General features: G+C 35.8%; 13 protein-coding genes. 8 read left to right on the top strand and 5 right to left on the bottom strand.

Annotated elements, in window-relative coordinates; genetic code table 11:
* Window positions 1-14 precede the first annotated feature (14 nt).
* Entirely contained in the window at window positions 15-188 is a 174-nt protein-coding gene (locus MYP_RS26180) for a hypothetical protein (RefSeq protein WP_156140731.1), read from the bottom strand.
* A 352-nt stretch (window positions 189-540) separates the two neighbouring features.
* Between MYP_RS26180 and MYP_RS18745 the strand changes: the two genes are divergently transcribed.
* The 6 genes from MYP_RS18745 to MYP_RS18720 all read left to right on the top strand — a co-directional run bounded on the left by MYP_RS18745 (window position 541) and on the right by MYP_RS18720 (window position 11,764).
* Window positions 541-1,854, top strand: a complete 1,314-nt coding sequence (locus MYP_RS18745) for a TolC family protein (RefSeq protein WP_045466977.1) — start codon at window positions 541-543, stop codon at window positions 1,852-1,854.
* Window positions 1,855-1,933: 79 nt separating this feature from the next.
* Window positions 1,934-3,061, top strand: coding sequence for an efflux RND transporter periplasmic adaptor subunit (locus MYP_RS18740; protein WP_045467337.1), 1,128 nt, complete (start codon window positions 1,934-1,936; stop codon window positions 3,059-3,061).
* 24 nt (window positions 3,062-3,085) lie between these two features.
* Window positions 3,086-6,268 carry an efflux RND transporter permease subunit gene (locus MYP_RS18735; RefSeq protein ID WP_045466974.1) on the top strand — a complete coding sequence of 1,061 codons (3,183 nt, stop codon included), beginning with the start codon at window positions 3,086-3,088 and terminating at the stop codon, window positions 6,266-6,268.
* Between the two features lie 117 nt (window positions 6,269-6,385).
* Window positions 6,386-6,709, top strand: a complete 324-nt coding sequence (locus MYP_RS18730) for a hypothetical protein (protein ID WP_045466971.1) — start codon at window positions 6,386-6,388, stop codon at window positions 6,707-6,709.
* A 64-nt stretch (window positions 6,710-6,773) separates the two neighbouring features.
* Complete coding sequence (locus tag MYP_RS18725) at window positions 6,774-7,391, top strand: TetR/AcrR family transcriptional regulator (protein ID WP_045466969.1); 618 nt, start codon at window positions 6,774-6,776, stop codon at window positions 7,389-7,391.
* 485 nt (window positions 7,392-7,876) lie between these two features.
* Window positions 7,877-11,764, top strand: coding sequence for a DUF7619 domain-containing protein (locus MYP_RS18720; protein ID WP_197060127.1), 3,888 nt, complete (start codon window positions 7,877-7,879; stop codon window positions 11,762-11,764).
* Window positions 11,765-11,844: 80 nt separating this feature from the next.
* Here the strand turns inward: MYP_RS18720 and MYP_RS18715 are convergent, their stop codons facing one another.
* On the bottom strand, window positions 11,845-12,789 hold the full coding sequence (locus MYP_RS18715; protein ID WP_045466964.1) for a DUF5996 family protein: 945 nt from the start codon (window positions 12,787-12,789) through the stop codon (window positions 11,845-11,847).
* A 75-nt stretch (window positions 12,790-12,864) separates the two neighbouring features.
* Window positions 12,865-13,728, bottom strand: coding sequence for an AraC family transcriptional regulator (locus MYP_RS18710; RefSeq protein ID WP_045466961.1), 864 nt, complete (start codon window positions 13,726-13,728; stop codon window positions 12,865-12,867).
* A 94-nt stretch (window positions 13,729-13,822) separates the two neighbouring features.
* Between MYP_RS18710 and MYP_RS18705 the strand changes: the two genes are divergently transcribed.
* Together MYP_RS18705 and MYP_RS18700 are read left to right on the top strand one after the other, a co-directional pair.
* Window positions 13,823-14,764 carry an NADP-dependent oxidoreductase gene (locus MYP_RS18705; protein ID WP_045466958.1) on the top strand — a complete coding sequence of 314 codons (942 nt, stop codon included), beginning with the start codon at window positions 13,823-13,825 and terminating at the stop codon, window positions 14,762-14,764.
* A 199-nt stretch (window positions 14,765-14,963) separates the two neighbouring features.
* Entirely contained in the window at window positions 14,964-15,893 is a 930-nt protein-coding gene (locus tag MYP_RS18700; protein ID WP_045466955.1) for an NAD-dependent epimerase/dehydratase family protein, read from the top strand.
* A gap of 205 nt (window positions 15,894-16,098) precedes the next feature.
* Here the strand turns inward: MYP_RS18700 and MYP_RS18695 are convergent, their stop codons facing one another.
* On the bottom strand, window positions 16,099-16,947 hold the full coding sequence (locus MYP_RS18695) for a methylated-DNA--[protein]-cysteine S-methyltransferase (protein ID WP_045466952.1): 849 nt from the start codon (window positions 16,945-16,947) through the stop codon (window positions 16,099-16,101).
* Between the two features lie 76 nt (window positions 16,948-17,023).
* On the bottom strand, window positions 17,024-17,929 hold the full coding sequence (locus tag MYP_RS18690) for a DNA-3-methyladenine glycosylase family protein (protein ID WP_045466949.1): 906 nt from the start codon (window positions 17,927-17,929) through the stop codon (window positions 17,024-17,026).
* Between the last annotated feature and the right edge of the window lie 352 nt (window positions 17,930-18,281).

Here is an 18,281-nt window from a genome sequence, read left to right as displayed (position 1 = left end):
TCACTTTATTAAAGCTATTCCGCTTCCTTTTTTAGAAAATTTCTCACAACCTGTCTAAGGTTCTCCTTAAGCTTGATATTATCCTGAGCTATCTTTTTTGTTTGGCCTTTTAATAATGATTTTCTATATATTAATTGATTCTCAAGATCTTGTTTCTTATCCTTTCTGAACGGAGACTCCTCTGACATATGCTAATTATATTGATAGGCCAAAACTATAATTTTAGTCTATTATTACCTATAAGTATTCCTTTATTTTTGATTCTGGAAACCAAATAATATTTCGCAAAAAAAAACTTATCCAAGTCCATCTTACTCATAAAAAGTGATTTATATAATTAATTTAAAATTTTTCGAACAAATTATTAAAATAGTCGAAAAGTTAAATTACATTTGTTTATTCATTCACTAAACTTTTCTGGTCTATTGTTCGAAAATTCTTAAGAGTGAAGATATTGTTGAAAATTAGTGTATTACACTTACTTGTTTTATGAGAGTTATTTATTGTTTACTTTTTTTTATTGGTATTACCAAAAGTGTCATGTCCCAAACTTTGCCAGAAAGTCCAACTTCTTTTACATTAAAAGAGGCAATAGACTATTCTATGGACCATAGCTTTACAGTAAAAAATTCTGTTTTACAAAAAAACATGACTTCGGCTAAAAAAGGAGAGGTTAGGTCTTTATTACTTCCTCAAGTGAGCGCAAATGCAGATTATAATCACTTTTTTCAAGTACAGAAAAATATACTTGAAGGAGGAATTGGTCTTATGACTACAGCAGCTCCCGGAGCTGTTGTTCCTTTGCAACTTGCTTTACCTAATCAACTTGTTCCTTCGCTTTCCGCATCTCAGGTATTGTTTGATATGTCTCATTTCTCTGGTTTAAAAGCAGCAAATGCTTCGGAAGTGATAGCCGATCAGACAATAAAAAAGTCTCAGATTGATATGACTGTAAATGTTACCAAAGCTTACTATGGAGTGTTGGTAAATGAGAAACAACTGAAGGCTATCCGTAAGAATCTTGAAAGGATGGATTCATTATACAAAGAAACCATTGCCCGGTATGAAACGGGTCTTGCCAGGAGGATCGACGTGAGTAGAATTGAGGTAAGTCTTAATAATATGAGAGAAGAGAAGGAAAAGACAATCAGGGCAGTTGCGCTTAGCCGATCAATTTTGAAGTATCAGATGAACTTACCTGAGGAGAATCCATTGGTTCTCACAGATTCATTGTCGGAAAATGTACTGTTGGAAGTGGAGCAAATTCTGAATACCAGGCAAAAAGTAAATTATTCAAACAGGATTGAATATTCCATCATTGAGTCTCAAAAGAGATTAAGCAAGTTAGATTTACAAGCCACCAGAGCGGGTCATTATCCAAGACTTCTGGCAGTTGCTTCCACAGGGTTTACACCTTCAGCATCCAAGATTGAAAATCTTACACAAAGTAGTCGCTGGTATCAATACTCTTCGGTTGGGTTAAGGCTGCAAGTACCTATATTTTCAGGTTTTGCTACACACTATAAAGTACAGCAAAAGAGAATAGAAGAAGAGGTGATCGATAATAATAAAGTGGCGTTGGAGAAAGGTATTAACCTGGAAGTAGATCAGGCATTGATTAATCTGGAGAACAGTATGCAATCATTAAAGATTCAGAAAAGAAACCTTGATCTTGCTCAAGAAAACTTACAGGTACTAAGAGCCGAGTATGAGCATGGGATTGCCCTCAACATAGAGGTAACCACAGCAGAAGCTTCTTTAATAGATGCTCAGACAAGTTATTATAACGCGTTATATGGAGCCTTGCTTTCAAAAGCAGATTATGACAAGGCAATGGGGAATATTATTAAATAAGAAAAAATCCCTCCTCATATAGCTATTAAATCAAGTTGAATTAAGAAAACACAAATAAAGAGAATATACTCCAATGGATATGAATAGAAATCTATTTTCAGGTGCTTTTTTGTTAATCGGACTAACAATACTGACTTTTTCCTGTAAAGGTCCGGCTCCCAATGTGCAGGCTATACACGTTCCAGTAAACCTGCAGAAAGTAAATTTTGAAGATGCAGTTTATCATAATTTTTACCCAGGAAATGTAGTTGCGCTGGATGAAGTGGAAATAAGCAGTGAGGTGAGTGGATTTATAACAGGCATCTTTTTTCAGGAAGGACAATTGGTAAGAAAAGGTCAGAAGCTATATGAAATTGAACAGAGTAAATATGCAGCTTCCCACGCACAGGCTGAAGCCAATGTGAAGATTGCCAAAGCAAACCTTGAAAAAGCAAGAAGTGATGCTAAACGCTATAGTGAACTTGGACAAAGAGGGATGGCGACTCAGCAGAAACTTGAATATTCTGCAACAGATCTTGAAAATGCCGAGAATCAGCTTGCAGTTGCTGAAGCAGAATTGTTAAGAGCTAAAACCGATCTGAGACATGCAACTATTTATGCTCCGTTTGACGGAACCATAGGAATATCGCTTGTAAAAAAAGGAGCTTTTGTCACCGGTGGTCAGACCAGGCTCAATACGATTTCATCCAATGATCCCATTGCAGTAGACTTTGTAATCAGTGAAAAAGAGATCAACAGATTTCTTGAACTGGAGAAAAGGAAGATCTCTAAAACTGATTCCTTGTTTACGATCGTATTGCCAGATGGAAGTCTTTATATCTACCCTGGAAAAATTCTTTTCCTGGACAGAGCTGTAGACAGACAAACAGGGACTTTAAAAGTAAGACTAACTTTCCCTAATGGTCAAAGAAGTCTAAGAGCAGGCATGAGCTGTAACATCAGAGTCCAAAATAAGAACGCCTCTAAGCTGCCTGTCATTCCTCAAAAATCAGTGACTGAGCAAATGGGTGAGTTCTTTGTGTATGTCGTTAATCAGGATACTGCAAGACAACGTAAAATAAAACCGGGACCGGTCATTGGTCATAATATTGTTGTTTATGATGGCTTGTCAGAAGGCGAAGATATTGTTGTTGACGGAGTACAAAAACTGCGTGATGGTTCTGCTGTGGTAAGCAACACGGAGAAGCCGACAACTTCCGCTAAATAATCTTTGGGTTTAACAAGCTAATTTATGATAGCAGATATATTCATTAAAAGACCGGTAACAGCAATTGTTATATCAGTTGTTATCACAATCGTAGGGATACTAACACTGATTAATCTCCCGGTGAGTCAATATCCTGAAATAACTCCCCCATTGGTTCAGGTAACTGGGGCGTTTTCAGGAGCGGATGCCCAGACTGTTGAACGTACTATGACAACACCGATTGAGTCGCAGGTTAACGGTGTTCCGGGCATGTCATACATTCAGACCAATGCAACGAGTGATGGAAGTATGACAATGAACGTGACCTTTGATGTTGGTACAAATGTAGATATTGCAACCCTGGATGTTCAAAACCGTGTGAGCGTTGCTACGCCTCAGCTTCCAGACGATGTTAAAAGAGTTGGCCTTACAGTGAGAAAGCGTAATCCTTCTATTTTGATGCTCGTTGCTCTGTATTCACCTAAAGGTACACATGACATAAAATTCCTTGACAACTATGTAAATATTTACATAAAAGATGCTCTCTTAAGAGTGAAGGGAGTTGGAGATATCTTTAGCAGAGCTGATAATTTCAGTATGCGGGTCTGGTTAAAACCGGATAAACTGGCTCAGTACGGAATCACTGCAAGTGAAGTGATTACCAAGCTACAGCAGCAGAATATGCAGGTAGCGGCTGGTTCTACCGGAGCCGCTCCCCAAGCCAATGATCAGGCATTTGAATATACCATCCAGATTAATGGAATGTTGGAGAAAGAAGCGGATTTTCAGAATATAGTAGTCCGCACCAAACCTCAGGATGGATCTATTGTGTATCTGAAAGATGTAGCAAGAATAGAACTTGGAAAATACAATTATGCCAACAATAACTTTGTAGACGGCCTGAGATCTTCATATCTGCTTATTTATCAGGCTCCCGGAAGTAATGCAATGGAAGTGGCTGAAGGAGTTACCAAAGCAATGGAGGAACTGAAAAAATCATTTCCTTCCGATGTACAATATGTAATCCCATTTGAAGCAGTTTCAGTAGTAGATGTTTCAATTAATGAAGTAGTACATACACTGGTTGAAGCCCTGATATTAGTTGTAATTGTAGTATTCCTCTTTTTACAAAGCTGGAGAGCGACATTGATTCCCATACTGGCAATACCAGTATCGATTATTGGAACATTTATTTTCTTTATACCGTTAGGGTTTACAATAAATACGCTAACCCTATTTGGATTCGTCCTTGCCATTGGAATTGTTGTGGATGACGCTATTGTTGTGGTAGAAGCTGTTCAGCATTATATAGATCACGAAGGCCTTTCACCTAAAGCGGCAACCATTAAAGCCATGAAGGATATCTCAGGGCCTGTAATTGCGATCGCGCTTATACTTGCTGCGGTATTCGTACCTGTAGCGTTTGTTCCAGGTATCGTAGGACGGTTGTATCAGCAATTTGCCATCACCATTGCAGTTTCAGTCTTGATTTCCGCTTTTGTAGCTTTGTCTCTGACACCGGCATTATGTGCCATGCTCCTAAGGCCAATGCATTTAGATGAACATTCAAAAGGATTGAATAAGTTTTTCTTTAAATTCAATAACTGGTTTGCTCGAATCACTGCCTCGTACTCTTCAGGGGTTCAGAAAACAATTAAGAAAGCACCATTAGTGCTGGTATTACTAGTATGTATTTTTGCAGGAACAGTAGGAATGTTTAAAGCCAAACCAACAGGCTTTATTCCAACGGAAGACGAGGGGCGTTTAATGATTACATTTGAGCTTCCCGAAGCATCTTCAACAACAAGGACTGTTGCTGTTCTGAAAAAGATGATGACCATCATAGATGGTATTCCGGCTATTGAACACTATGCTGCACTTGGAGGATTAAATGCAATCACCTTCGCATCTAAATCCAATAGTGGTACATTATTCTGTCAATTAAAACCATGGAAGGACAGAAAGGATAGATCCATGCAGGTAGACGCTATTATTGGTCAGCTTCAGAAAGGCTTTTCGGAAATCAAAGAAGCAAACATCATTGTGATCCCTCCACCGCCAATTCCTGGTTTAGGTAATGCTTCCGGTTTCAGCTTTGTATTGGAGCAAAAAGAAAGTAATGATGATATCAAAGGTTTTGAAAGAGTGGTTCAGTCTTTTGTTATGGAAGCCAACAAAAGACCTGAAATTGCAAGAGCCTTTACTTTCTTTACAGCAAAAGCTCCTGGTTATAAAATAAATGTAGACAGAGCAAAGTGCGAATTGATGGGAGTGCCAGTGACCGAAGTTTTCAGTACCATTCAGACTTATATGGGAGGAAAGTATATCAATGATTTTACAGCATATGGACGTACCTTCAGAGTGGTGGCACAGGCAGATACATTATATAGAAAAGATATGAATAATCTTGATCAGTATTATGTAAGAAATAATAAAGGTCAGATGATACCATTAAGCACACTTGTTTCGTATACAGTTATTGAAAGTGCACCTGTTGTGTCACACTATAATCTTTTCCGGTCTGCCGAAATAAATGGAGTACCTAAAGAAGGATATAGCAGCGGTGAGGCCATTGAAGCTTTAAAACAAGTAGCTGAACAAGTATTACCAGCAGGATATGGATACGAATTTTCAGGATTGAGCAGAGAGGAAATCAAATCAGGATCAACTACAGTATATATATTTGCACTCTCTGTTATGTTTGTATTCCTGTTTCTTGCTGCCCTTTATGAAAGCTGGTCAGTTCCATTCTCTGTAATGCTGGCTGTGCCTTTGGGAGCTTTTGGCGCCATACTTACGCTTACATTGCTTCCTAAGCTGAGTAATAACGTATATGCACAGATTGGTCTTATTACGCTAATAGGACTTGCAGCTAAAAATGCGATCCTTATAGTGGAATTTGCAAAAGAAAGGGTAGACCATGGAATGGAAATAGTTGCCGCAACGCTGGAAGCTGTGAGGCTTCGTTTACGTCCGATACTCATGACATCTTTTGCATTTATATTAGGAGTTTTGCCTTTGGTATTTGCGACAGGCGCAGGAGCTGTATCCAGGCAGACTATTGGCTGGACTGTCTTTGGAGGAATGCTTGCAGCAACTGGTCTGGCCATATTTATAGTACCTGTTTTGTTTGTAGTGATTTCAAAAATTGCATACCGAAATAAAAAAACTATTTCTGGTGTCAAAGATGAATTTCAGTTAAATAAAGAATTAATATCTGAAAATTAGAGCCTTCTACGGTCTTTTGTTTTCAAAAGATTGTACCTGGTTAATTTGTGTTTATTTGTGATTCCCTCTGCTTATGCAGAGGGAAATTTTTGTTAACGAATAGTATTATCCGATATTATGAAAAGAGAAATCACAATTCAGGTAAAAACATCATGGTTGTCCCGTATGTTTTTCGGAGCGTCTCAGTATTCTTATTTCAACACTAATCCTATTGACGATTATTCTGTATTTCTTAATACTAAAATAGGTTCCCTATCGTGGGGTAATAACAAAAAGGAAGCAAAGGAGGACCTTGCAAAAAGTTTTAAAATACTTTTGGACCTTTATGATATAAAACTTCCCTTAAAATATATTCAGGAACAACTGGAGAACGAATCTCAGACGAATAAGGAAGCGGCAGAAAAATGGTCATTACATTCAGAATTTCCTGCCAATTGGTAGTGTAAGTTTTTTTTGTATAAAGATCAAAAAAATATGGTAAATTTATGGTTTGAAAATTTTTTTAATGACAGAAAAAACAAAAACGGAAGACTCTTCAAAGCTTGATAACATTCTAAATGCTGCTCAGAAAAGGTTTGGGCACTATGGTTTGTGTAAAACAACAATGAATGAAATTGCTGCAGATGTGGGTATGGGTAAAGCATCCCTTTACTATTATTTCCCCGACAAAGAGGCGGTTTTCCAGGCTGTAATAAAAAAAGAGCAGGAAGAGTTTCTGTCAGAAATGAAAAAACATATGAATGCTGAAACAGATGCATCTTCTCAGCTAAAACTATATGTGAAATACCGTCTTGACTATTTTCAGAATCTACTTAACCTTTCCAAACTTAAAACAGAATCATTTTTTAATTCAAAGCCTATATTTGGCAAAGTAGTAGAAGACTTTTATAAACTTGAAATAGAGCTTGTTGCTAGCATCATTCAGACTGGTATTGATAAGCAGGAGCTTCGTGAAGTGAATAAAGAAGAATATGCTTTATTGTTGATGAATATACTGCAAGGCCTGAGATTGATTCGAATTAAATATAAAGCTCTGGCAGAATTTGATCCTGAAGATGTAGCTTATCTGAAGCAAAACAATGATAAGGTGATCTGTATGTTTATTAAGGACCTTAGACGATAGGCAGTAAGAAATTGACAGGAAGGTCTTATTTCAGGTATGACCTTATCATAAAGTCTTACATGAAAGAGAGCTTTTCTAATACAATTATTCCGGTACCATCATGTATTTGTCCTCCCCCTCGAAGATGCTTTTTAAATTCCATATGATAGATTCATTTTATTGCCTGACGTAGTGCGATTCCAGAATTATTTGTTAATCAAGGGGAAGTATCATTTTTTTAGCTAAAATCGCTTGAATAGGTTACCTTTTGCAGTTTTTAATTATCAATTGTCGAGTGTTTTTTCGTATTATTAGAAACATTAAATTACTTAAGACTTTTTAATGATTCGATCCAGAAGTCTTAAAGTTAAATGTACATTTGGTAAAAGAACCGGTTTGCTTATTTATCGATTTTTATGGTACACACTTTTTTCTCTTGTAAAAAATGTTTTTCCTTTCTTGTTATGTTATTGATAAGTCACATTATCAAGGCGCAGAATCCTGGAATGTCTGATCTGTCATTAGGATTGGGAACTTTTAATAAAACAATAAATGACATAGCAATTCAATCGGATGGAAAAGTTATTGTCGTGGGAGATTTTATTACTTATAAAGATATTTCACTTAATCGAATTGCTCGTCTTAATGCTGATGGCACACTGGATAATACTTTTAAAATAGGATTTGGTTTTGATAATTCTGTAAAAACCATTGCTATTGATAAAAATGATAAAATTTTATTAGGAGGAAGTTTTACCACATACAACGGCTTTAATTGCAATTACCTGGTACGTCTTAATAATGATGGATCTATAGACAATACTTTTAATATTGGGACAGGCCCAAATTCGGAAGTTAATACAATTGCTTTACAGCAAGATGGAAAAATCTTACTAGGAGGGGCTTTCCTGGCTTTTAATGGAACTCCTGCAGGACGTATCATTCGCCTTAATCAGAATGGTTCATCAGATAGTACTTTTAATATTGGAAGTGGCTTTAATAACAAGGTTAATACTATCAAGATTCAAAACGATGGAAAAATATTGGTTGGCGGATCGTTTAGTTTTTTATTACAGCCTCCTGTTTCGGTTAGCAAGTATGGCTTTGCAAGATTGAATTCAGATGGTTCTTCTGATAATTCGTTAGATTTTGGTTCTTATTCTTCTGGTTTTGAAATTTTGACTATAGCCATTGATTCATCAGAAAGGATCTTAATAGGAGGAACATTTAGAATGGGTGCTAATATAGCCAGGATTAACCCCAATGGTTTGATTGATCATTCATTTACAGGAAATGGAGCAAATAATTCAGTAAGATCAATTGCTGTACAAAGGGATGGTAAAATATTGATAGGGGGAGATTTTACTACTTATGGAGGAACAGAAAATATTCAGGATGGTCTTTCAAGGGTAAATGATGATGGTACTATTGACCTCTCTTTTAAAAGAGTGAAAGGGACACATGGCGTGAGATCAATTATTATACAATCTGATGATAAAATTTTAATTGGAGGATCATTTCAATTTACGAATGGTTATCCTACATCATCTGTTTCCAGACTAATTACTGACGGCTCAACCGACACTGAATTCAATATCGGTATGGGGGCTAACAACCTTGTTAATACGATAGTACTACAAAGGGACGGAAAAATTTTGATTGGTGGAAGTTTTACCATATTTAATGGAGTTCCAAAGAATTATTTGGTTCGTCTTAAAGATGATCATTCGATTGATTCAGATTTTAATATAGGAACCGGAGCGAACGGTACGATACATATAATTACAATTCAACCTGATGGTAAAATACTTGCTGCAGGAACCTTCACATCTTTCAATGGAGTTACCTGTAATAGCATCATACGCTTAAATCCCAATGGGTCTGTGGACAATTCATTTAATTCAGGTTCGGGTACGAATACTAGTATTTACAGCATCGTTGTGCAATCTGATGGAAAAATCCTCGTAGGTGGCAATTTCTACTCTTTTAATGGCTCAGGGAAAAGTTACCTTGTTCGTTTGAATTCAAATGGCTCTATCGATAACACTTTTATGATCGGTAACGGCGCCAATGATATTGTATATAAGATAGTTCTATTGGAAAATGGAAAGATAATTATTGGAGGCAATTTCTCAACATTTAACGGTAATGGTTCAAATCGCTTGATAAGGCTTCATCAGGATGGGTCCATCGATTATACATTTGGATTAAAAGGCAATGCTAATAGTACTATTTATGACTTTGCAGTACAGTTGGATGGTAGAATATTAGTAGCAGGTTCCTTTACTGCGCTTGGAGGCTTAAAGAGAAAATATTTAGTCCGTCTTAATCCTAATGGATCAAATGATGGGAGTTTTGTTCCTTCTTCTGCTATTTCCAGGGCAATTGTGAAGTTACGTCTTCAAAAGGATAATAATAAAATATTAATTGCAGGACTTAATCTATTTGCCCGAATAAATATTGATGGTTCTATAGATGATTCATTTTCCGGCATATATGATAATATTGGTGTCAACTCCATTGTATTTCTGAATAATGGAAAGATACTAATAGGTGGAAACTTTACAATGTATCAAAATTATTCAATCAATTCCATTACCAGGCTTGGAGGTGATCCTATATACTCCAATACTTTTCATGGAAAAGTATATTCAGATCGTAATAGGAATTGTATTCCCGAAATAAATGAAAACCCTATATCTTCGGTAGTGATTAAAGCTTTGCCAGGTCCATATTATGGAGGAACAGATGCGGCAGGAAATTATGCATTAAAAGTAGATTCAGGCAGCGTACTATATACTCTTACTCAAGAGTTCAACTCAATTAATTCAGAGCTTTTATTAAATCAATGTGCTCCTTCTCATAAAATTTCGCTTCATTCCACAGGTAAAGATACCTGCTGTGTTAATTTTGCAGATTCTATAAAGCAATGTGCTCTTCTCAGCATAAGTATGGAGCGATGCAAAATAAAAAGATGTCACAAGGGGTTCGGATATATCTACTATGGCAATTATGGTAATCATGCAGCTAAAGAAGTGCAGATCAAGGTTATTTATCCAACCTATATGAGACCCGTAAGCTCAGATCCTCCATGGACTTCAATACAGGACTCATTGGTTATATTTGACATCGGACAGGTTGACGCAATGAGTGGAGGCTCTATTAAATTATTAGATTCAGTTCTTTGTGTTGATGATATTACAGGACTTACCCAGTGTATAAAAGCAACCATTTCACCGCTTAACAACTGTACAGCAGCTGATCCTGCTTGGGACAATTCTTCCATAAATGTGACAGGAAGGTGTATCGGAGCTTCTGCGCACTTCAATATTATAAATGAAGGTAATGGAGACATGGATAGTAAGAGATTTTACAAAGTCTATTTAAATGACACATTAATTCACACAGGACAGTACCAACTTAAATCCGGGGAAGAGCTGAAAATAAGTTATCCTGTAGAAACATCAGTTGTCAGGTTAGAGGCTGATCAATCACCTTATCATCCTTCTAAAAGGAGGCCTCGAACTATTGTAGAAGGCTGTACGCTGCCAGTACCATGGAAGTTCTTTCCTTCATCCTATGGAAAGAATGACCTGGATGAACAGACTTCAATTGGTTGTTACATGATCAAAGATAGTTATGATCCGAACGACAAAATGGCTACTCCTGTTGGTGTCGGTTCTGCTCATAATATTTTCCCAGGTGAAGCAATCGAATATACGATACGTTTTCAGAATACAGGGACAGATACAGCATATTACGTCAGAATCGTAGATACACTTGATGTTGCTCTGGATGTTTCTTCCTTTAAGCACGGAGTAAGCTCTCATCCATTTACGCTCGATATAAGCGGAAAAGGAAATGCAGTCCTCACTTATTCCTTTGTAGGTATTAATTTGCCTGACAGTACTGCTGATCAGGCAGGGAGCAATGGACTGATTTCATTTAGAGTTGCCATACCATCCAATACTCCAATTGGTACAATAATTAAAAATAAAGCGTCTATATATTTTGATTATAATAAACCAGTAGTTACCAATGAAACATTTCATACTGTTGATACTACTGTATTCATAAATTTAGCGAAAGGTAGCCTGGTACAAGTAGATCAGATGATTTTGGGGGAAATTCCAATAAAATCACAATCAATGTTTAAAATTTATCCTAATCCATCAAATGGTATAATAACAATTGAAACACTAGAAGGGAGGAAGAATGATAAATTAATAATATACTCCACTATTGGAGTTCTCCAAAAAACAATTCAATTAAATGGTGAGAATATACAGCAAGTGAAACTTGCCGACCTAAGGGAAGGATTATACATATATGAAATTTTACAAGAAGGCAAGCAACGAACTAAAGGCTTATTAGAGTTGAGGAGTTTATATTGATTCTTTAATAATTATATAAGGCTTTTAGTACATCTGAAATGAGTTTAAATTCCTTGGTTTATACCGTAAATCACAATTTTTTATTTGTAGCAAATCAAACCTTCATCCCATTTATTAAGCCTGGCAGAAGCTATAAACACTGCTTTAAAGAACGATAATATCATTTCTTTAGGAGATTCTGATGTTCTTACCTTCTCATAAGGTAATATAAACTCCCCAAGTGCATCATTATAATATGCACCCTCAGGCATCTTTGATGTATTAAATTTATCTGGTTGAGGATAGGCATAAGCATAGAATGCGGGCTCTCCCAAGCCTAGACCAGGCCAAAAGCCATAACTGCTTAACTCTTTCGAATACGCCTCTACCATTACTTCTTTACTAACATTAGGTACTCCCGGATGTGCAGGAGCATGTTTCCCTGAAAAGAAGGTTACTGCAAGATCCATTGCTCCCCAGAAGAAATGTACAGGACTGCTCTTACCGATAAATTCAGATCTGAAAACCCTCATCACGTGATCTGCACCTAAGAGAATTTTATGAAATGTTTCCACATACTTTTTATCATACGTTTTGTGGGTAAAATCTCTTTCAAATGGAATTCTTTCTTCCATTTCAACAGGAGTTGTCCAAATATTTATTTCAATACCTAGATGTCTGAGTTTCTCTTTTGTTTCTATATAAAAATCCGCTACAGACCTGGAGTAAAGATCCAGGCTGTCAAATTTACCCTCATTGGTTTTAATATACAGTTTATGGTCAATAAAATCAAAGTCAATCTGAAAATATGAATTGTGATAAGGAATAAGTCCTGTTGTAAGGCCTTCTGCAGTTGGAGTAAAGGTAATATGCCACCAATGATTAAGCTTAGGAGAAAAGCTAAGTTTTATTTTCCCTACAATCTGCATCCAAAGATGAAGTGTTTTATAGGTTTTGATCCATTCATCCAGAACCAGTGGCGGCCATGGATTTTCTCTTTCAGATATGAGAATATTATTTGAACTCTTATATAGGAAATTTTTCATAACCTCTTTTGTAGTTAACTTTTGAAAATAATTAAAGGTTTTCAAAGGAGGTTAATCCTGTATATTATCAGGAGATTACCAGACATTTGCAGTTCTTTTTCTGAAGTCGGAGGGTGTGGTTCCTTTGTATTTTTTAAAAATCCTGTTCAAATGACTTTCATCTGTAAATCCCAGTTCAAATGCAATTTCATTTATTCTAAGGTCACTGTATCGAAGTCTGGTTTCTACAAGCTGGAGCTTGTAATTAGTAATGTATTGCTGAAGGTTTTCTCCTGTATGCTTCTTGAAATATTCTCCCACATAAGATTGTGAAAGATTAAATTGCATGGCTAATTGTTCTGATTTCAGCATTTCAGGCTTATAGATATTACTTTGAATATATCTTACAATAGATAGCATAGTTTCGGAAGATCCATTCTCCTGAAGCTTTGCAGGGATCGTTCTTGAGATGCTTCTGGCCACAAGAACGATGATAGTGTTTACAAGCTGAGCTATAACTTCCTGATGATATAGGTCTCTGTTGATGTATTCTTTAATAAGGCTGTCAACAATGTTTTTTACAAGTATTTTGTCCTCGATATTTTTAAGAATACAACCAGGATGGTTACTTGCATTCTGGAAAATAAATTCCAGTCTGGAAGTCCAGGCTTCGAAATATGAAGGATCCTTTTGGTCTTTTGATTTTAAATAAATATCTCCAAACCTTAGATAAAAGAATTTAGTTGTCTTTTCAATTTCAAAAGAATGACAATCTTTAGGGGTTAGTAAGAAAAAATGCCCTTTTGAGTAATTAAATTTGTTTTTATTAATGCACTGCTTACCAGCACCATCAATTATATAGACAAGTTCAAAAAAATTATGAGAATGCCCGGATACAGAAGCTTCCTCCCGTTCCTGAAAGAAAATTTCGAAAGGCTGATAGATATTTTCCTTAACCATATACCTTTAAATTTACAGGATAAACCTGAGATTATACAAGAAGAAATTTTAAAATTTCTTGTTCTTTTGAGAAATAAATTCAACTATAAAAAATATGAAAGCATATATAATTAACGAATTCGGTGGCCCTGAAAAATTAATATCTACAAACATAAAAATGCCATCACCAGGAAAAAAAGAAGTGCTAATTGAAGTAAAATCATTCAGCATTAATCCGGTTGATGTAAAAACGAGATCAGGAAAGGGTCTTGCCGGAAGATTCAAAGATAAGCTTCCGCTTATACTTGGATGGGATATATCAGGAATAGTAAGAGAAGTTGGGGAAGAGGTTACAAAATTTGCAAACGGTGATGCTGTATTCGGAATGGTAAATTTCCCTGGACTAGCATCCGCATATGCTCAATATGTTGTAGCTCCTGAAGATCATATCACTAAAAAGCCTTCCAATATTACTCATGAAGAAGCTGCAGGTGCTACTTTGGCTTTATTAACTGCCTGGCAAGCTCTTGTGACAAATGCTAAGGTTAAATCTGGACAAAAGGTGCTAATACACTCTGCTGCTGGTGGCGTTGGACATTATGCAGTTCAGATTGCAAAATACCTGGGAGCTTATGTTATAGGGACATCATCTGCAGAAAACAGAGATTTTGTGCTTGGACTAGGTGCTGATGAACATATAGATTATAAGACTCAACGATTTGAGGATATTGTGAAAGACGCTGATTTTGTATTAGACACCATGGGTGGAGATAATGCCTTAAGATCTTTGCTGTCAACTAAAAAAGGAGGGACTGTCATTAGTATCCCTTCGGGGCTGCAGGAAGGATTAAAGGAAAAAGCAGAAGAGCTTGGAACAAATGCTTATAATTTCCTGGTAGCCTCAAATGGAAAAGACATGGAAGAGCTTGCAAAACTTCTTGAAAAAGGAATTATAAAATCTCATATTTCCAAAACATTTTCTTTTGATGATATTCAGTCTGCACACAAACAAATAGAGACTGGAAAAACAAGAGGAAAGGTAGTCGTAATATTGTAAATTATAAACCATGCTTAAAAAATAGCTTTTAAGATTTATTTATCTTAAAAGCTATTTAAGTTTACATAGGCAGGTTAAAGAATTAGAATTGAAGTAATACTTAAAAAGAGTTAAATGAATAAATATAAAGATTAGATATAATCTGATACTACACCAAAATTTTTCTGATCTTTCAACAGCAAAAAAAATATTTAAAAATATGCAAACCATTTTAGGCTCCGGCGGTGCAATTGGAATAGATCTCGCAAGAGAACTTAAGACGTACACCAAGGACATCAGGCTTGTAAGTCGTAATCCTAAGAAAGTAAATCCTGATGATCAGCTGTTCTCTGCAGACTTATCTGATCCGTCTTCTGTAGACAAAGCAATTCAGGGATCAGATATTGTTTATCTTACCATTGGATTCGAATATAAACTTAGTGTTTGGAAACGAAAATGGCCTCCGTTGATTAATCATGTAATTGAAGCTTGTAAGAGGTACAATGCAAAGTTGGTCTTCTTTGACAATGTATATATGTATGATCCGGAATGTATTGGAAATATGACTGAAGAAACACCGGTAAATCCATCGAGTGAAAAGGGGAAAATCCGAGCTGCAATTGCAGATAAGATCATGAAAGAGACTAAAAATGGCCTTACAGCGCTAATAGCAAGATCTGCTGATTTCTATGGCCCTTCTATAAAGAACAGCATCATGAACGAACTGGTGTATAAAAATTTAAAAAAGGGTAAAGCTGCAAACTGGATGGCCAGCGTAAATAAAATACACAATTTTACATATACACCTGATGCAGCAAAGGCAACTGCGATGTTAGGCAATACCCAGGACTGTTACAACCAGATATGGCACTTGCCAACTGACGCTTCAAAAATGACTGGTAAGCAATGGATAGAGCTTTTCGCTAAAGAAATGAGAATAACTCCTAAGTATCTGGTGTTACCATCATGGTTAATAAGTGTTCTTGGATTATTTGTTCCCATTATGAAAGAGTTAAAAGAAATGAACTATCAGAATGAAAAAGACTACTTTTTTAATAGCAGCAAATTTGAAAAGTATTTTGACTTTAAACCAACTACACCTGAAATTGGGGTAAGAAACATAATTGAGGCCGATACAGGCATGTTCTGAAAAATTCTAACCTTTACACTACTTTAGATTAAAAGTTCATTGATGATTAACACTGAAAAAAATCCAGTAGTTAAATGAAGTTAGTCATTTCTTTCAGATATGAGCTGATTGAAGGTTTGTATTTTTTCTACATTCCGTCGTGCTTCTAAGCATCATTTACAATAAATAACAATTATATCGAAGAGAAGGAAAGGATTATGCTCTTCTAATATGGTGGCAGTTGGCTAGCTTCCCAACCAATCATAGCTTTTTTCCTCTGACTTCCCCAACGAAATTCTCCAATACCACCCACATTTTTGATTACTCTATGACAAGGAATTATAAAACCTACAGGATTACTACCAATGGCTGTTCCTACAGCTCTTGAAGCATTGGCTTGATTAATGCTTCCCGCTATTTGCCCATAGGAGGTAAGGGCTCCTTGAGGTATTTTTAATAATGCTTCCCAGACTTTTATTTGAAACGCTGTACCTTTTAAGTGAAGCTTTATTTTTTCTGAGTCATTAAAATCGTTGGCAAAAAAGCGTGCTACTTTTGTCTGATCCTCATCCACATCTTCTATAATTGAAGCATTAGTCCATGAAGCTTTCAGCTCTTCTACCACTTTTTTTTCTTCACCGTCAAAGAAAAAAAGGTTACTAATACCTTTGCCTGTGGAAGCAATCAAATAATCCCCAAACTGGCTATTTCTTATACTATATCTGATTGTTAGATTTTCACCTCCATTTTTATATTCTCCGGGAGTCATTCCCTCTATGTTTACAAAAAGATCATGAAGGCGACTGGTTGTTGACAAACCTGTTAGTTCTGCTGCTTCTGCTAATGTTTTTGAAGGAGATTTTTCAAGTACTTTTTTAGCATACTCGATAGTAAGAAACTGTAGAAATTTTTTAGGACTAACTCCAGCCCATTCTGTAAACATACGCTGGAAATGATAAGGACTTAAATGGACTGCTTCAGCAACCTCTTCCAGTGAAGGTTGTTTTTTTATATTTTTTGAGATGAAATCTATTGCTTTGGCTATTCTGTCAAAATCAAAGTTATTGTTGTCCATAATTTAAATCTACTTCGTAAATGAACAGTAAATATGAAATATTAATTGGCATATTTCAATCTGAATCTTGCTGAATTTATTGGATAGCCAAACTTCTCCACAGATAGATAACGATATAACTTTCCATGTTTTTATACCTTTCGAAAAAGAGTTTGATATTTTTAGAATCCTTTTTATCCTCTATAATATTGTGATTTATAAAGGCTTTAAGTAATCCTGCATCTCCATGAGGGATGCAGTTCGGATCTCTGATTGTTTTCATAAGCACGTAATTTGCTGTCCATGTGCCTATTCCACGAAAGCTTGTCAGGAGCTTATGTCTGCTCTCCATATCAGGTAATGTCCGAAGGATATTTTTACTCAGCTTTCCTTCAGAAAAGGCTTTGGCTATACTGATTAAATAGGAAGCCTTTGCTGTAGAAAATTGCATCTCTTTTAATTCATCTGTCGAAGCACCTGCAAGTATTTTGAAATCTGGAAAAATATAAAATAATGATCCTTGATATTCCATCTTTGTTCCATACTGCTCTACCAATCTTCGTTTTAATTTATATGCAAAAGAGAGATTGATCTGCTGACCGATGATGCACCAGCAAAGAGATTCAAATAAATCTGTAATCCCCATAAGACGAAGACCGTAAAAGTCTTTATACATATAAGCCAGCTGTTTGTCTTTTTTAAGTGCACTGTAAAAGGACTCAAGATCATTATTTAAATCAAACCATTCAATTACAAAAGCTTCTATAAGCTTTTTACTTTTAACATTTACTGACCCAACAAGAACTTCAATGTTTAAGAATTTATCTTTTTCATAAATTCTGAGAAGATAAAGATCTTCTCCTAGTTTTAAAGCCTTCCAAACGGCATCCTGCTTTACAGAATGAGCACAATCATCATAATTACGATCCAGAAACCAAAGACACTCTGTGAAACTGAAATGGGGAGGTTTTTTAATTGTTATGATGTTATTCTTATTTATCATTGAGAAAATTTATGTAAATATGTTACTATACATTTAAAATATTTTGAATAATTTAATAATAAGGATAACTAAAGTAAGAAAGATGCAACATATTAACATGTAATCAGACAAAAAAGTACTGTACAGAAAGTTTGTAGCGCCTTTTTCAAGAATACAAATCATAGTTGGTAACAAGAGGCTATGTCTTCCTTAATCGGGCTATTGATGTCATGGATTCCTTCAGCACTTATAACCATGTAAAGAATCATGATAGGTTTTATTTAGATATAAAAAAATAAAAGAAAATGTAAATGGTAATATACTGACTGTTATAGTGTTAAAGGGTGTTTGGCAGGGGGAGTACTGCTACTGT

Source organism: Sporocytophaga myxococcoides, assembly GCF_000775915.1.
GTDB lineage: Bacteria > Bacteroidota > Bacteroidia > Cytophagales > Cytophagaceae > Sporocytophaga > Sporocytophaga myxococcoides_A.
This window is presented reverse-complemented; position numbering and strand designations above follow the sequence as displayed.